Origin of the sequence: Caballeronia sp. INML3B (assembly GCF_023631305.1) — a bacterium.
In the GTDB taxonomy this organism is placed as follows: Bacteria; Pseudomonadota; Gammaproteobacteria; order Burkholderiales; family Burkholderiaceae; genus Caballeronia; species Caballeronia turbans.
In genome coordinates this window covers 12,344-27,537 of the sequence record NZ_JALQDI010000081.1, presented here as the reverse complement: position 1 = coordinate 27,537, position 15,194 = coordinate 12,344, and the positions used below count along the sequence as shown (strand labels likewise).

Below are 15,194 nucleotides of genomic sequence, written 5' to 3'. Positions count from 1 at the left end.
AACCGACAGCATGGAGTTACATATGGACAAGGTGGCGATGGTGTCGGGCGCGAGCCGCGGCATCGGACGTGAGATTGCTCTGGAACTGGCGAGGCGCGGTTACAGGCTGTCGCTCGGCCTGCGAGATACGCAAGCCTACGATGGCGTGCCGGACGCGTTCCTGCATCCCTACGAGGCGCGCGATCCCGAAGCCGCCCGCGCCTGGGTGGATGCGACGATTGCGCGCTTCGGCCGCATCAACGTGCTGGTGAGCAACGCGGGCATCTGCCGCATGATCGACTTCGATACCGGCACTGATGCGCACCTAAATGAGACCTTCGAGATCAATGTGAACGCGCCTTTCCGGCTTGTGCAGGCGGCGCTGCCGCATTTGCGCCGCGCGGGAGCCGGACGCTTCGTGCAGCTTGCGTCGCTCTCCGGCAAACGCGTGAAGAACCTGAACGTCGGTTATCAAATGTCGAAGCACGCGATGGTGGCGCTCACTCATGCCGTGCGCCGCGCGGGCTGGGATGATGGCGTGCGCGCGACCGCGGTGTGCCCGGGCTTCGTGAATACTGACATGGCCGCCGGCATCGCCGATATCGAACCGATGGCGATGACGCAGCCGCAAGACCTGGCGCTTCTGGTGGTGAATACCATCGAGTTGCCGAATACGACGAGCGTGGCGGAACTGCTCGTTAACTGCCAATATGAGGAGACGCTTTAGCGGACGCCTGCGCTTTCTCGAGCTAGGGCAAGGTCAGCTGTCGGGTGGCGAAGCCGGCATCGCATGCCGTTCGGCACGGACCGCGGTGCGGATGAGCGATTGTGAGTTTGAATGGTCATGGATAGTCCTTCTGTACGCGACCGAGTCGTCTCGTTAAGCGCCGCAGGGTTACGGAGATCGTAATCGGCAATGGCGGCGTCGATGGTGGGAGTAGTCGGCCCTCTCTTGCGGTTGACGCACACGGCGCTTGCTCTTTCGAAATGTCGTTACGAAGAGCGGGCGCGATGGAACCTAATTTCATAACGGAGGCTTGGTTAGTCAACGAGCGAACAAACGGCGACTGGGTGCGGATTGCCGTCCGCGTTGGTGGTCGAGTGCAGTCCGGGACCATTACCTACGCGGCCTTGGCAGAATTAGCGCTCGCCGCGGGCAACACGAACGAGGATGCGATGGGCGCTGTGCTCCTACGCGTCGTACGGATTTTCGCGCGCATGAATCCGGGTGCCCTCGTTCCAGTCATTCGGGCACCTGTTATCTGGGAGTAAAAGCTCGTTTCAAGCTACCCGTAAAGTTTGTGAGGTCTTTGCCGAAAACCCGGGAATGAATAACGAACCATTTCAACGACTGGGTAACGACGATCCGCTCGGCGCGGAAGCGCGTTCTCTGGCGGCGAGCATCGAAGCTATCCGTCGGGCCCGTGGGAAAAGGAATCCCCGGGACTTTGCGGTTGACACGCCCGAGTGGGAAACCACCTGCGTCGAGTTCGTTCGTGATCTGCGTTGGGCGCTAGGCATGAGCGGTGACGATTTGACCGACGTGCCTTCCATTGAAAGCCAAGTCAGGCGTCTGTCTCGTTGAATAGCCGCAGCCAGTGCGTGGCGTCGAACGTCTCAGTTTGTCGAAGGAGCGCGCGGAAGGTAATGATGGTGCGTGTCATGCGTGCTCGAGCATCAGACCAGGCTGCCGCAAGCGATCGCGCTGAAGCTGCTCGTATTGCGGATTCAGTTCCCATCCGATGAAGCGGCGGCCGAGGCGCTGTGCAACCTCGTCCGTCGTGCCGCTGCCGAAGGACGGATCGAACACGACATCGCTGGCGCGGGATCCTGCGAGGGTGCAGGCTCGACGAGTGCTTCAGGGAACGTTGCGAAGTGCGCGCCTTCATACGGCGTCGTCGCTACCGTCCAGGCGGAGCGCTTGTTCGCTCGGCCGCTTTCGCCTTTCCACTCGTTGCCGCTTTTCGTCCGGGACTCTTCGCGATCGTCGTCGCCGTACTTGTTGCCGCCGAAGCGCGGGCCAACGGCTTTCATGCTGCCGCTCGTCTTGCCGGGCAATCGGTCACTGCCTGCTCGATCCTCGATATTCGGCTGCGAGAGGCGCTCTTTCCCGTCGAAAGAGGATTTGATTGAGGCCGTGTTGCGGCTCTATAGTGAAGGCGTCGTTCACGAACTTTTCGATCCGGTCGCGCACATCAGCGACCCGCGCGAGCAGATCATTGAGTTCTTCGACGTACGAAAGGTTACCGGTCGAGTGCTAACGCGAGGTTGCCTGGGGACGAAGGCGGCACAGGAATATGCCGGGAAGCACGAGGGCATTGTAGAACTTGGCATAGCGGCAAGTTCACGCGGTGAAGTGAAGTTCCTCGAACTGTGCAAGCGGGCGGGCTTCGCCAAACCTCAGTGTCTCGCCAAGCAACTCAACCTGCTTCTTCAGGGGGCGTTGGCCCTTTCGCACGCTTCGGGCGAGACGTCGGCGTTCATGCTCGCAAAGGACGTGGCATCGGCGGTCCTGGAGAACGCGCCTTTGGTGCAGCCTACGCGTTCAGGATCGTAGCTTCAGAACGGTAAAGCCAGTGCGGCCGCCATTGGAAGCGGTCATACCAAAGCAAACCTTTCGGCCGGCCGGGTTGGGTCGGTTCATGCCTTTGGCATGCGCGCATTCGAATGACAGACTCGTCACGCCAGGCAGCGGCCGAAGCGACCCGGGCAATTCAGATAACGGACACTCGCAAAATGCAGTTAAACCAGGGACCACGGCTCGCAAGATCTGTCCGGTCCGAAGCGCGAGCCGCGGTCATTGTCGGTTTGTGTAGTCAGATCCAGCGAATAGGCCGGCGAGCAAACGGCGGCAACGATCTACTCCGGTCGCTCTGAGGGGAGCGCCGTGTTGCGCTCATCAACTGCCATCAAGTGATCAAGTAGTTGCTCGCAGTCGCTCGGAAACACGCAGGCCAGCGCGTACTCGCCGATAAATGCGTCGTGACCTCGCGGCAGCATATCCGCAATGCCGGGGAATTTCCCGCGAATTACGAGTCCCAGGCAGGACAACGCGGACGCGGGTAATGACGCAATACACCCGTCTATGCGTTGAACAACTCGCTGCGCGCGGCGTCCATGATGATCGCGACCGCCGGATGACTGATGCGACGCTCGATCGAAATCGCGAAGAATTCTTCGACAATGGTGCTGATCCGTCCGACCATCGTCAGTTTGTGCTCTGCCTGTAACTGGCTCTCCAGCACGGTTGGCGCGAACAGCACGCCACGCCCTTCGCGACCGAACGCCATGGTCATCGCTCCATCGTCGAATTCGCCGATTATATGCGGCGCGATGGCATGTAGCGCTAACCAGTGGTCCAGCTTGCGACGGACAGCGGAGTCCGTACCAGGCAACAATACAGGCACTTGGCCAAGCAGTTTCGGGAAGCTTTGCTTGTTGCCTTGCATCAGCGCGTACGCGCCAAAACAGCCTAGTGACGAATGACCGAGCTGGTGATTAAACGCCTTGACGTTCACGTCGGCAGGAATCGGAGCATCGGCGATGATCAGATCGAGCCGGTGTACCGCCAGTTGCGCGAGCAGTGCGTGCAGCTTGCCTTCTTGGCAGATCATACGCAGCGACACCGAGGCGCCCAGCGCCGGTTCCAAGAGCCGGTAAGCGATTGCCTTCGGCACGGAATCCGCAATCCCCACACGAAACCGCGTTTGTGCGCCGGATTCGCTCTCGCGGCGCACGGCACTCTCGAGTTCTGAGCCCAACGAGAAGATTTCGTCTGCGTAGCCAAGCGTCAGGCGGCCCACATCGGTCAGTTCAAGCGTGCGCCCATTTTTCCGAAACAGCTTCTTGCCCAGCGCTTCCTCGAGCAGTTTGACCTGTCCACTGAGAGTCTGCGGCGAGATGTGCAATTGCTCGCCAGCGCGGGCGATTCCCCCTGCATGCGCTGCCACCCAGAAGTAATGCAAATGCTTAAAGTTCACGCGAGCCTCCGAGATGAACAAAGCTACGGTTTTTCCGGACGATTAGCAACGAAAATACGAATTTTATATTCTGTCCAATTCGGTTAAGTTCAGACATCACGTCCGGACGCCAGCGGGCGCTAACAAACAGCGGAGAGGTGGGATATGGCATCCATTGCGCAACTCCTTCGTTTTAGAGTTGCGCAGACAGCGTGGGCTACCGAGGCATTCGCATCAGTCTACGACGCGAGTGCGTCATGGCTTGCCGGGCACGTCGGAGCGCTAAGCGTCGCGCATAAAGGGCGCCCGGCCGGGATCGTCACCGAGCGCGATGATGCCGGGAAAATTGTCCTGATGGACCGTTCGTCACGGCATACGCAGGTATTCGAAATCATGTCGACACGTTCCGCTACATCACCCCGCAGCAGACGACCGACGAATGCATGGCGCTGATGACCGAGCACCGGCTACGTTATCTGCCCGTGATCGTGGCTGGAGAGGTCATCGGAAAGGTGTCGATCGGCGACCTCGTCAAGAACCTGATTGCTGATCAGGAGACACGATCCAACAACTGTTGCGTTACATTCACGGCAACGCCTCTCAGCGCGGCCACATTGAATTGAAGACGCAATCGGCGGCAAGTTCGATGAGTCAGTAGTTTTGCTATCCGTATTTTTATCGCATGGGCTATACCAAACGCGTGATGACGGAAGTACCGCGAATCAACAGAAGAGGCTTCTTATGTTCAAGCAATTCATCAATCAGGTTCGGCATGCGGCCGGTGCGATAGCGCGCGGAACCGCGGCATTTGGTCTGGCAGGCTTGCTTGCTCTAGGCGCGGTGGCCTCGAACGATGCCGAAGCGAAGCGGGTAGGCGGTAGCCAAAGTATCGGGCGTCAGACGCAAGCGGCGCCGCAGTCTGGGCAGGCGCAACGTAGCCAGCAAGCCCAGCCTGCGCAGCAGGCCGCGCAGTCGCCTGCCGCAGCGGCGGGCAACCGCTGGATGGGTCCGCTCGCCGGCTTCGCCGCAGGCCTTGGCATTGCGGCGTTGCTGTCATCGTTTGGCCTGGGTGGAGAGCTCGCGCAAATGCTGTCGAATGCGCTGCTCATCGGGTTAGTGATTTTCTGCGGAATGTTGCTGTATCGCTTCATCGCCAACCGGCGTCGTCCGGATCTCGCTTATGGCCCGGGGGCTGCGAGCCGCCAGCAGACGAAGGGCTCGCCATTCCGGAATCGGTTCGGGCAACAGCGTCCCGAAGCCGATTCCGGGGGCTGGGGACGCCCGGCGGTAGGGGCGGCTGCAGCTGCGGGAGCGGTGACAGCAGCGGACCTCTCGTCAAAGGTTGATCTGGCCGCTCTTCTGGTTTCGGCGAAGGACATGTTCATGCGTCTTCAGAGCGCATGGGACCGGAACGAGCAGGGTGACATGTTCGAGTTGACGACGCCGGAGATGTTCATGCGGCTCAAGCAGGACCTTGAAGCGCGCGGCCGCGAGCGCAGCGTAACGGAAGTCACGCGGCTCGACGCCGAGGTGCTGTCCACGGAAGGCAATGCGGACGAAACGCTGGTAAGCGTGCGCTTTCACGGTCAAATGCGGGAGGATGACAATCCGACCGCAGAGCCATTCCAGGAGATCTGGAATTTGGTGAAGGGCACGCACGGCGATCAGACGTGGCGACTGGCCGGGATTCAGCAGATAACCGGCTAGAGGGACCGTTAGAGAAGGGGGCACAACCGGTGGGATCGTTCATTTCACTGCTCATCTCTAAACCGATGGCGAAATGGACAACTGGGACGCGTGTCATTGGCTCGCCAAGGAATCCGACCGAGCAGTGTTGGTCGATACGGTACGGGAGCTTGCGCAGCGTGCTGAGATCGGTATGCCGCAAGTCGCCATTTTTGAAGGGGCGCCGAACGCATTCGCGACAGGTGCTTTCAAGAATTCCGCGCTGGATGCCTTTGGGAAGGACTGTCTCAACAGCCCGTTCGTATTCTCATTGGAGCCGCGTTGCCACGGATGCTTGGGGTCACAGAAATACACGGCAATGTCAGTGGCGATGGTGAGCCGTTTGTGCCCCGCCATCTCGGTGCCGCGATCCCAGGTAAGCGATTTGTAGAGCTCTTGCGGAAGCTTGCCGGCGTGTTTGATGAGCGCGTTGGCCACGGTTTCACTGTCCTTGCTGTCAATCTCGACCAGCATGACATAGCGTGTGTGTCGCTCTACAAGCGTTGCAATCTGGCTGTTACCGCTGCCGCACAGGAGGTCGCCTTCCCAGTGCCCCGGAACGGCGCGGTCCTGCGCCATGGGCCAGCTGCTCGGCGCGTCTGGCAATAGCGCGCTCGCCGGGCACCCGCACGGGATGATCCGTCGTGCGCGGCGGATTGCTGCGGCAGGCATCGTTCAGCCAGTCCATTTGCCTTTGGAACGCATCAATACCGCCGAACGCAGCCGGATCATGCAGCGACATGAAAACCGTCGCGCCCCATCCTTCCTGCGGATCGGCACGGCTGAAGCCGGCAAGTCCACCGGTGAGCGCTTCGATCATCAACGCCATGCCGAACCCCTTGTGACCGGCTGACAGTCCGCCTAGCGGCAGGATCGTCCCGGTGGATCGGTGAACAGCACGCCGGGGTCGCGCGTCGCGTTGCCGCGCGCATCGATCATCCAGGGTTCATCGAATGACTGGCCATGCTTATGCAGGCCGGCACTCATGGCGTTGGTCGTTACGGATGACGATATATCGATCAACATCGGCGTCGTCGATGTCGGGATGCCAAGCGCGATCGGATTCGGCGTGAACAAGGCGCGTGTGCCGCCGAAGGGCGCCACGCTCTGCACGCTCGGATCGGAGCTTGCGAGCATCAACACCAGATTCATCTGCGTGGCGCGCAGAAGATACGCAGCAAGGCAAGCAATGTGATGACCTGCGCCGAATCACAAGCGTGGCGGAACCCAGTTCGCGCGCGCGTGGGGCAAGGCATCGATACCGGCATGCACGAGCGAAGGTCCGGGCAGACGGCGCCCATCCCATAGCAACGCCGCCGGCCGGTCCGAGATGGCTTGCGGCAAACCCTCCCGGGTCATTGCGCCTTGCTCGAGTTGCTTCACATAACCGGGTAGCAAAGCGAGTCCATGTGTGTCATGTGCGAGCAGGGCGCCTTCGACGAGCGTATGCGCGACGTTGTGCGCATGAGCGCTTTCAAGCCCCGCCTTGCAAAGCACTTCGTTTGCATATTCGACGAGCGCGCTCGCCTCGTAGTGGACTGTGTCCATGCCCTCTCTCCCTTGATGAATGTGCCGAGAAAGACGACACGAAACGCACGATAGTACATAGCAACAACGCTGAGAAGACGTTGATTCAACGATCAAGTATTGTGCGCTGCAGGGCGGCTCACCTAGACTGGTTTCGTCGATGCAGCAACAGGAGATTTGAGCCGTGAGCAACGAATACATTACCGGCAAGGTGAAGGCCATCATCGGCGCACAGACGGACTGGGTCACGTCCACTCATCCCGTCGAAGCGAGCGAAGTGCGCCGCTTCCACCACGCGACCATGGACGACGCGCGCCGCTATTGGGACGAAGACTGGACCGCGACGAGCCGTTACGGCGCGCTGGTTGCGCCGCCGGGTTTTCCGGTGCATGCGTTTCGCAGAGCGCCGGCATCGCCCGATCCGCTCGATGACATGAACAAGCCCGATTACGATGGCCTGAGCCGCAGTTTCAGCGGCTTGCCCCCAGTCGAAGTGGAGTTGCCGCGTGACCTGAACGGCGGCTACGAGTACGAGCTTTATCGCTATGCACGGGTGGGTGAGAGGGTGCTGCGTCAGGCACGTTACAAGGAGATCGTGCAGCGCGCTGGCAAGAGCGGACCGATGGTGTTCGTCATCATAGAAGAGACCTATGTGAACGAGAGCGGCGAGAAGCTCATGAAAGTCACCAACACTCAGATCATGCGCTAGGCGGGAATCATCATGGCCGACTTGTATTTCGAGGATATCGCGGTGGGCTCCGAGATTCCATCGCTCGTCAAGGGACCGATGACTACGGCGCACATCGTGCGCTGGTCGGCATCGATGGAGAACTGGCATCGCATTCATTACGACTGGCGCTTCGCGACGGAGCACGACAAGCTGCCCGACGTGATGGTCAACGGATCGTGGAAGCAACACATCATGCTGCAACTGCTGACCGACTGGGTAGGCGAAAGCGGCTGGGCATGGAAGCTCCAATTCCAGTTTCGCGGCATGAACGTGCCGGGCGATCTGCTCACGGCATGGGGACGCGTGACCGGAACCGAACGGCGCGGCGGCTATGGTCTCGTGCATCTGGAAATCGGCTTGCGCAACCAGGAAGGCAGGGAGAGCACGCCCGGCAGCGCCACGGTCGTGCTGCCGTTGCGCAATGGGGCGCCGGTACCCTATCCGTTCGATCCCGCCGTGCTCGAAGAGGCAGCATGAGCGCCGCCATGTCCACGGCGCAAGCGCGTGAAAATCGTGCGATTGCCGCGCCGCTGGCCGGTGTGCGCGTGATCGAATGGAGTCATTCCATGGCCGCCGCGTTCTGCGCGCGCATATTGTGCGACCTCGGCGCGCACGTGCTCAAGCTGGAACCGCCCGGCACCGGCGATGCACTGCGCCGCATCGGACCGTTCGCGCCCGATGCGCCTTATGGCAACGATGCGGCGCTCTTCGCCTATCTGAATCACGGCAAGCAAAGCGTGACGCTCGATCCGTCGCACGTGCAGGGCGCGGCGTTGCTGCGGCGTCTCGTCGAACCGGCCGATCTCCTGATCACTTCGGATGCGACGCGTCTCGCGGCACTGCAACTGGATGGCGATACGCTGAGGCAGATCCAGCCGGCTCTCGTCACGCTCGCAGTCACACCCTGGGCGACTCACGCATTGCCCGACGCGCCGTCCGCTTTCACCGACTTCACGCTCACGCATCACGCAGGCTATGCGTTCCATCAGGCGCGTCCCGTGCATGCGCCGGATGAGCAGGCGCCCGTGGCCTGTGCGGATCGCGAAGTGGCGCTTGCCACGGGCGTGGCTGCCGCCAACGCAGCGCTTTGGGGCTTACTCGAAGCGCAGATGAATGGCGAGGGGCGCAGTATCGAATGCGCGGAACTGGATGTGATCGCCCACTTGCTCATCGAGCCGGTCGCCGATTATGGCCGTGGCGAACGCAACTTCAGCCGTCTGCGCGAAGAACTGCAAGGCACCGAAGTCGCGGGCGGGCTGATCTGGCTTCTGCCGTGCAAGGACGGCTTCGTGATGATCTCGCCGCGCGAGCAGCATCAGTGGGAACGGTGGGTCGAACTGCTGGGTAACCCCGCATGGTCGCGAGATGCGGCGCTATGCGGCGAGCGCACGGCGCGCAACGAGAACTGGATGATCCTGCAAGACGAAATGTCGAAGTGGACGCGCGAGCACACCCGCGCCGACGTGTTCGAGCGCGCCCAGGGCGCCCGCGTTGCATGCTTTCCCGTAAGCGGCGCGCGCGATCTGCTGGACAACGCTCAACTGAACGCGCGCGGCTTCTTCGATCGCTGGCAAGGCGCGGGCGATACGCCGTTGCCGATGCCCGGTCTGCCATTCGCCATGCGCACGACTTCAGGCGCGGAGTTGCCGCGCGCACGCGACGTGGTTTCGCCCGCGCTGGGTTGCGCCAATCGCGCGATATTCGAAGAGCGGCTCGGGCTGTCGCCCGACGAAGTCGAAGCGTTGCGCCTGCACGGAGTGGTGTGATGACACAGAAAGCATTAGCGGGCTTGCGCGTCGTCGATTTCAGTTGGGTGCTGGCCGGCCCGATGACCACCAAGATGCTGGCCGGCATGGGCGCGGAGATCATCAAGATCGAATCGTCGACGCGGCGCGAGCATACGCAGCGTCAACCGTGGTGGGCCGTGGTGAATGCGGGCAAGAAGAGTTGCACGATCAACCTGAGCCGGCCGCAAGGCCCAGAGCTGATCCGCCGCCTGATCGCGCAGAGCGACATGGTCGTCGAGAACTTCTCCAACGGCGTGCTGGCGAAGTTCGGCCTCGATTATGCGACGCTCGCCGCCATTCGCCCCGATCTGATCTTCGTGTCAGCATCGGGCACGGGCCGCGAAGGGCCGCAGCGTGATGCGCTCGCCTACGGGTCGCTATTGCAGGCATATAGTGGCCGCGCCAGCGTGGTCGGCACGCCGAACGAGCGCGTCGAAGCCATGGGCATCCTGCCCGCATGGACCGATCCGATCACCGCGCTGTGGGAAAGCTGCGCGGTGCTGGCGGCCATCAGGCATCGGCACATCAGCGGCGAGGGCGCTTACATCGACCTGTCGATGCTGGAGAGCACGGTCGCGCTTCTGCCCGAACTGCTGTTTCGCGAGTCGCTCGGCAGCAAGACGCCGACGGCGACCGGCGCACACGAAGCCGACGCCGCGCCATCCGGATGCTTCCGCTGCGCTGGCGACGACGCCTGGCTCGCCGTCTCCATCTGTGACGACCGGCAGTGGCGCGGGCTGTGCGACGCCATGCGCAAGCCCGAACTCGCCGCCGACTCCCGCTTCGCCGATGCACTCAGCCGCGCGGCGCATCGAGCCGAAGCGGAAGATCTGATCGCGGCATGGCTGCACGATCAGCCGCCCGCGCGCGCGCTGGATGCGCTGCACTCGCGTGGCGTGCCGGCGGCGCGTTCCAGACACATCGGCGCGGTGATGGAAGACCCGTATTTCGCCGATGCCGGGCTATTTCCGACGCTTCCCGACGGCTCGCGCAGCATCGCGCTGCCGTGGCGTGACAGCGCTGGCTTTCGCGGCGATTTCACGCCGCCGCCGCGTCTTGGCGAACACAACGACTACGTATTCGGCGAATTGCTCGGCCTGGACGCGCACGAAATCGAAACCCTGACCGAGGCGGGCGTGTTGCGCTGACGGCATCGCATCCGCGGAAAAAGCGACCATTCGAAGGAGCAGCGAACATGAAAGAGAAAGTGATGGTGTGCGAAGTCGGGCCGCGTGACGGCTTGCAGATGGCGCACGAAATCATGCCGACCGCACTCAAGACGCGCTGGATCGCGGCAATTGCGCAGGCGGGTATAGGCGAGATCGAGGTCGGCAGCTTCGTGTCGCCGAAACTCGTGCCGCAGATGGCGGATACCGACGCCATCGTCAGGGCTGCGCTGCAGCAATCCGGCTTGCGCGTGATGGCGCTCGTGCCCAATCTGCGCGGCGCGCAGGCGGCGTATGCAGCGGGCGCGCATGGCGTGGGCGTGCCGGTCTCGGTGAGCGAAGGACACAGCCGCTCGAATACGCGCAAGGGAACCATGGAGCAGGTTGAGGAAGTGCGGCGCATCGTCGAATGGGTGCGGGAGCAGGAGCGGCCCATGGCTATCGAGCCCGGTTGCGCGACGGCCTTCGGCTGCGCCATCGATGGCGTCATCCCCATGCGCAAGGTGATCGAGACGGCGGTAGCGCTGGCCGAAGCGGGCGTCGATGCCGTCGCGCTCGCCGATACCGTCGGCTACGGCAATCCCTTCCAGGTGCGCAACATGGTCAGGGCCGTGCGCGCGGAGATCGGCGACAAGCTGACGAAGCTGCATCTGCACGACACCATGGGGCTCGGGCTCGCCAATGCACTGGCGGGTCTCGAAGAGGGCATCCGTTCCTTCGATTCGGCGCTCGCGGGTCTCGGCGGCTGTCCGTTCGCCCCGGGCGCGTCGGGCAACATCGTGACGGAGGATCTCGTGTTCATGCTGGAGAGCATGGGTTTCGATACGGGCGTCGACCTCGAACGGCTGATCGCCGCGCGTGAACTCCTGCACGAAGGCCTGCCCGGCGAGCCGATGTACGGGCAGGTGCCGAAGGCCGGCATTCCGAAGACGTTCCATCCGGCAGCCGAGCTTCAGGTTTAGAAAGGAGGCTTCTTCCATCTCAGGGCTACTGGCATGACCCGATTGTGAGCATCCACGCGTTTGATTATCTTGTGGTTCACTGTGCCCCGTCTGGCGCGTCGACGCCGGCAGTTTTGCACGGGACCGGAGCGCCCGCCCGCGCGCGTGCTCCGGGTCGACAGGAGACCGAGGTGCAATCCAAACCGCGAGATGCCGCGTACGCCGGGCGGGGCGCCGCCCCCGACGCGCCCGGAGACTACCTGACGCGCGCCGAGACGCTGGCGCTGCTGCAGATCAAGTTGCAAACCTTATACGCCTACGTCAGCCGTGGCCTGATCCGCAGCGTGCCGCAGGGCGACAAGGGCCGCCGGCTGTATGCGCGGCAGGATGTCGAGCGCATGAAGTCACGCGCCGATGCCCGCAGCGGTCATGCACCCGTCGCCGCCGCCGCCATGCGCTGGGGCGAGCCGATCATATCGAGCACGCTTACCGAAATCACCGCCGATGGCCCGCGTTATCGCGGCGTGGCGGCGCTCGAACTGGCGCGCCGCGGACAGTGCTTCGAACAGGTGGCGAAAGCGCTCTGGAATCCCGGCTATGACGTGACCCTGTCGTGGCAGCCGTGCGGCCGCACGCTGCGCTTCGCGGACGCCTGGTCGCGCACTGCGGGTCTGCAACCGCGCCGCGAACTCGTGCGCTTCTTCGCCGATATCGCGTTGCGTTTCGGCGGCGAGCATCTTCGCGCGCTGCAGGCCAAGGACGCGCAGCTCATCGAATGCAGCCGCATGATTGCAACCATGGCGCATTGTCTTGCGCACTTGCGGCGCGCTTCGGGCGGCGCGGCGGCGAGCGTTGTGCGAAAGCGCACCGACGGCCTCGCCGCGACGCTCCTGAAGGTGCTGGGCGGAAGCGCATCCACCGCGCATTGCACCGCGCTCGATGCCGCGCTCGTGCTGTGCGCCGATCACGAACTCGCGCAGGCGACCTTCGTTGCGCGCATCGCGGCATCGGCGGGGGCGGATATCGGCGAATGTGTGGCGGCGGCGATCCTCACGCAAACGGGTCTGACGTCCGCGCGCTCCTACGAAGCGACCGAAGACCTGTTGCGCGCGTGCCGAACCACGGCGCAGGCGCAGCGGCTCTTCGAGGAACATTACGCGGCGCATCGCAATTTGCCGGGCTTCAATCATCCGCTGTATCCGGATGGCGATCCGCGCGCGAAGTATCTGATCGATCTCGCGCGGCGCCTCGAAGGGCATCATGCGGCAGTCGAACCGCTCTTCGCGGCGCTCCATATCGCGGCTGGCCATGGATGTCTGCCGAGCCTCGAAATCGGCCTGACGATGCTGACCGTGGCGCTGGGCCTGCCGCCGCGCAGCGCGTTCTCCCTGTTCATCATCGGACGGCTGGCGGGATGGGTGGCGCACATCATCGAGCAACGCGAATCAGGCGCATTGATTCGGCCGCGCGCCGATTATCTCCAGGCGAGGGACGAGCACCTGCAGCCCGTGGACGGCGCGCTCCTGCCGCCCTGATCGCCGCGCACGGCGTGAGACGACATGGAACCATTCGACCGGCCCCGCAAGGGCCGTTCTTTTTGGCGCGAGGCAGGCATGTTGATTCAACGATCAAGTATTGTGGGCCATGCCATGCGTCACTAGACTGGGCTAATCGAAAGGAGACAGCGGCCCGGACCAGCTCACGCGCTTCAAGATGCGCAACGTGTCGGCGATCCATACCGTCCTCATCGAATAGTTAGTATCCCCGATATTCACGACCGGCACGGTGCGCATTCGACATCCAGCCGGCTGCACAGGAGGAGAAGAGGATGAATACCCCGAACAGGGCCATTGGCGCCGATGTCGCCGGCTCGCTCGACAGCGCGGATTATCCGGCGCGCGTCATCACGGCAGGCGGTGTGACCGCACGTTTTGACCGTTTGCCGATGACCGCGACGCTCTGGAAGCTCCTCACCCTCGTGGCGCTCGGCGGCTTCTTCGAACTCTACGACGTGTACTTCGCGGGTTACATTGCGCCGGGGCTGTTTCGCTCGGGCATCCTCACGGCGACCACGCCTACCTTCTTCGCGATGAACGGCCTCGCGGGTTTCCTCGCTTCGCTGTTCATCGGGCTTTTTATCGGCACGATCTGCTTCGGCAGCCTGGCGGACCGCTTCGGGAGGCGCCGCGTGTTCGCTGCCTCGATGCTGTGGTATTGCATTGCGACCATCTTCATCGCGTTTCAGGACACGGCGCTCGGTCTGAACGTGTGGCGCGTGATCTGCGGCATCGGCGTGGGCGTGCAGTATGTGACGATAGATTCATATGTCTCCGAACTCACGCCGCGACATGCGCGCGGCATGGCGTTCGGGCTCGTGTATGGCGTGGCGCAGATTTGCGCACCGCTGATCGCGTTCCTCGCCTGGGTGCTGGTGCCTATTGCGCCGCTCGGTTTCGAAGGCTGGCGCTGGGTGATCGCGCTGGGATCGGCGGGCGCGTTGCTCGTCTGGTATCTGCAACTGCGGCTGCCGGAGTCGCCGCGCTGGCTGGTGCAGAAGGGGCGTCTGGATGAAGCCGAGCGCGTGATGCAGATGATCGAAACCCGCGTGCGCCGCGAATACGGCAAGGACTTGCCCGCACCGGCCGAAGCGCCCGAAGCGGAAGAGCAGGAAGGCACGTTGCGCGAGGCGTTCAGTCCGCAATACCGCAGCCGCACGCTCATGCTCGTGGTGGTGAACTTTTTTCAGACCATCGGTTATTACGGCTTCGTGAGCTGGATTCCGACGCTGCTGATTGCCAAGGGCATGATGGTGACGCGCAGCCTCGAATATACGTTCCTGATCGTGCTGCTCTATCCAATTGCACCGTTCATCGTCATGCTGGTGGCGGACCGCTTCGAGCGGAAATGGCAACTGGTGTGCAGCGCGATCTCGGTCGCGGTGATAGGCGTGATCTTTTCGATGCTGAAGGCGCCGGGCTGGTTGATCGCGGTGGGTATCGTGCAGACGCTGGTGGTCAATTGGCTCTCCACCATCGTGCACACGTATCAGGCCGAGCTGTTCCCCACGCGCATGCGCGCAGGCGCGGTGGGCTTCGTGTATTCGTGGAGCCGCTTGTCGTCGATCTTCGTCGGCTTCTTCATTGCGTTCTTCTTGCGCGAGTTCGGCGTGCCGGGGGTGTTCGCGTTCATCTTCGCGGCGATGGCTATCGTTGTGGTCGCGGTGGCGCTGTTCGGGCCGCGTACCACGGGTCTTGCGCTCGACGAGATCGCGCGTTGATAGTGCAGGTTTGACGCCCTGGCCGAGCATCGAATGGATTCCGTGGACCCGCAGGTCGTATCCGGCACCATCAACGGACGCCTGGATCGGCAGCCGATGACCC

General features: G+C 62.7%; 12 protein-coding genes and 5 pseudogenes. 13 read left to right on the top strand and 4 right to left on the bottom strand.

Annotated elements, in window-relative coordinates:
* The first annotated feature begins 22 nt into the window (after positions 1-22).
* A complete protein-coding gene (locus tag NCS58_RS32425) occupies positions 23-706 on the top strand; it encodes an SDR family NAD(P)-dependent oxidoreductase (protein WP_250477903.1) in 684 nt (227 codons plus the stop codon).
* A 600-nt stretch (positions 707-1,306) separates the two neighbouring features.
* Positions 1,307-1,564 (top strand): hypothetical protein, encoded by a 258-nt coding sequence (locus NCS58_RS32420; protein ID WP_143756346.1) that lies wholly within the window; start codon positions 1,307-1,309, stop codon positions 1,562-1,564.
* A gap of 75 nt (positions 1,565-1,639) precedes the next feature.
* Here NCS58_RS32420 and NCS58_RS32415 read toward each other — a convergent pair.
* A pseudogene (locus NCS58_RS32415) lies at positions 1,640-1,905 on the bottom strand (DNA methyltransferase); the annotation flags it as partial.
* 106 nt (positions 1,906-2,011) lie between these two features.
* On the opposite strand from NCS58_RS32415, the gene NCS58_RS32410 reads away from it, so the two are divergent.
* Positions 2,012-2,536 (top strand): hypothetical protein, encoded by a 525-nt coding sequence (locus NCS58_RS32410; RefSeq protein ID WP_250477902.1) that lies wholly within the window; start codon positions 2,012-2,014, stop codon positions 2,534-2,536.
* A 526-nt stretch (positions 2,537-3,062) separates the two neighbouring features.
* On the opposite strand, the gene nhaR is transcribed toward NCS58_RS32410, so the two are convergent.
* Entirely contained in the window at positions 3,063-3,959 is an 897-nt protein-coding gene (gene nhaR / locus NCS58_RS32405; RefSeq protein ID WP_250477901.1) for a transcriptional activator NhaR, read from the bottom strand.
* Positions 3,960-4,103: 144 nt separating this feature from the next.
* On the opposite strand from nhaR, the pseudogene NCS58_RS32400 reads away from it, so the two are divergent.
* The 3 genes and pseudogenes from NCS58_RS32400 to NCS58_RS32390 form a co-directional block, all read left to right on the top strand.
* A pseudogene (locus NCS58_RS32400) lies at positions 4,104-4,596 on the top strand (CBS domain-containing protein).
* 83 nt (positions 4,597-4,679) lie between these two features.
* Positions 4,680-5,645 carry a Tim44 domain-containing protein gene (locus NCS58_RS32395; RefSeq protein WP_250477900.1) on the top strand — a complete coding sequence of 322 codons (966 nt, stop codon included), beginning with the start codon at positions 4,680-4,682 and terminating at the stop codon, positions 5,643-5,645.
* 32 nt (positions 5,646-5,677) lie between these two features.
* A pseudogene (locus tag NCS58_RS32390) lies at positions 5,678-5,919 on the top strand (zinc metalloprotease HtpX); the annotation flags it as partial.
* Here NCS58_RS32390 and NCS58_RS32385 read toward each other — a convergent pair.
* Both NCS58_RS32385 and NCS58_RS32380 read right to left on the bottom strand, forming a co-directional pair.
* Positions 5,895-6,242, bottom strand: a pseudogene (locus NCS58_RS32385) (IS30 family transposase); the annotation flags it as partial. The pseudogenes NCS58_RS32390 and NCS58_RS32385 overlap by 25 nt on opposite strands.
* Positions 6,181-7,211, bottom strand: a pseudogene (locus NCS58_RS32380) (Ldh family oxidoreductase). The pseudogenes NCS58_RS32380 and NCS58_RS32385, both read right to left, overlap by 62 nt.
* 163 nt (positions 7,212-7,374) lie before the next feature.
* Here NCS58_RS32380 and NCS58_RS32375 point away from each other — a divergent pair.
* From NCS58_RS32375 to NCS58_RS32345, 7 genes are all read left to right on the top strand, one after another.
* Positions 7,375-7,899, top strand: a complete 525-nt coding sequence (locus NCS58_RS32375; protein ID WP_250477899.1) for a MaoC family dehydratase N-terminal domain-containing protein — start codon at positions 7,375-7,377, stop codon at positions 7,897-7,899.
* Positions 7,900-7,911: 12 nt separating this feature from the next.
* Entirely contained in the window at positions 7,912-8,397 is a 486-nt protein-coding gene (locus NCS58_RS32370; protein ID WP_250477898.1) for an acyl dehydratase, read from the top strand.
* Complete coding sequence (locus tag NCS58_RS32365; protein ID WP_250477897.1) at positions 8,394-9,686, top strand: CaiB/BaiF CoA-transferase family protein; 1,293 nt, start codon at positions 8,394-8,396, stop codon at positions 9,684-9,686. The genes NCS58_RS32370 and NCS58_RS32365 overlap by 4 nt, the downstream gene beginning before the upstream one ends.
* Positions 9,686-10,855 carry a CaiB/BaiF CoA-transferase family protein gene (locus NCS58_RS32360; protein WP_250477896.1) on the top strand — a complete coding sequence of 390 codons (1,170 nt, stop codon included), beginning with the start codon at positions 9,686-9,688 and terminating at the stop codon, positions 10,853-10,855. Before NCS58_RS32365 ends, NCS58_RS32360 begins: the two co-directional genes overlap by 1 nt.
* 47 nt (positions 10,856-10,902) lie before the next feature.
* Positions 10,903-11,835, top strand: coding sequence for a hydroxymethylglutaryl-CoA lyase (locus NCS58_RS32355; RefSeq protein WP_250477895.1), 933 nt, complete (start codon positions 10,903-10,905; stop codon positions 11,833-11,835).
* A 170-nt stretch (positions 11,836-12,005) separates the two neighbouring features.
* Positions 12,006-13,349 carry a citrate synthase gene (locus NCS58_RS32350; protein ID WP_250477894.1) on the top strand — a complete coding sequence of 448 codons (1,344 nt, stop codon included), beginning with the start codon at positions 12,006-12,008 and terminating at the stop codon, positions 13,347-13,349.
* 293 nt (positions 13,350-13,642) lie between these two features.
* Positions 13,643-15,091: an MFS transporter gene (locus NCS58_RS32345; RefSeq protein WP_250539007.1), complete on the top strand. Its 1,449-nt coding sequence runs from the start codon at positions 13,643-13,645 to the stop codon at positions 15,089-15,091.
* The last annotated feature ends 103 nt before the right edge of the window (positions 15,092-15,194 follow it).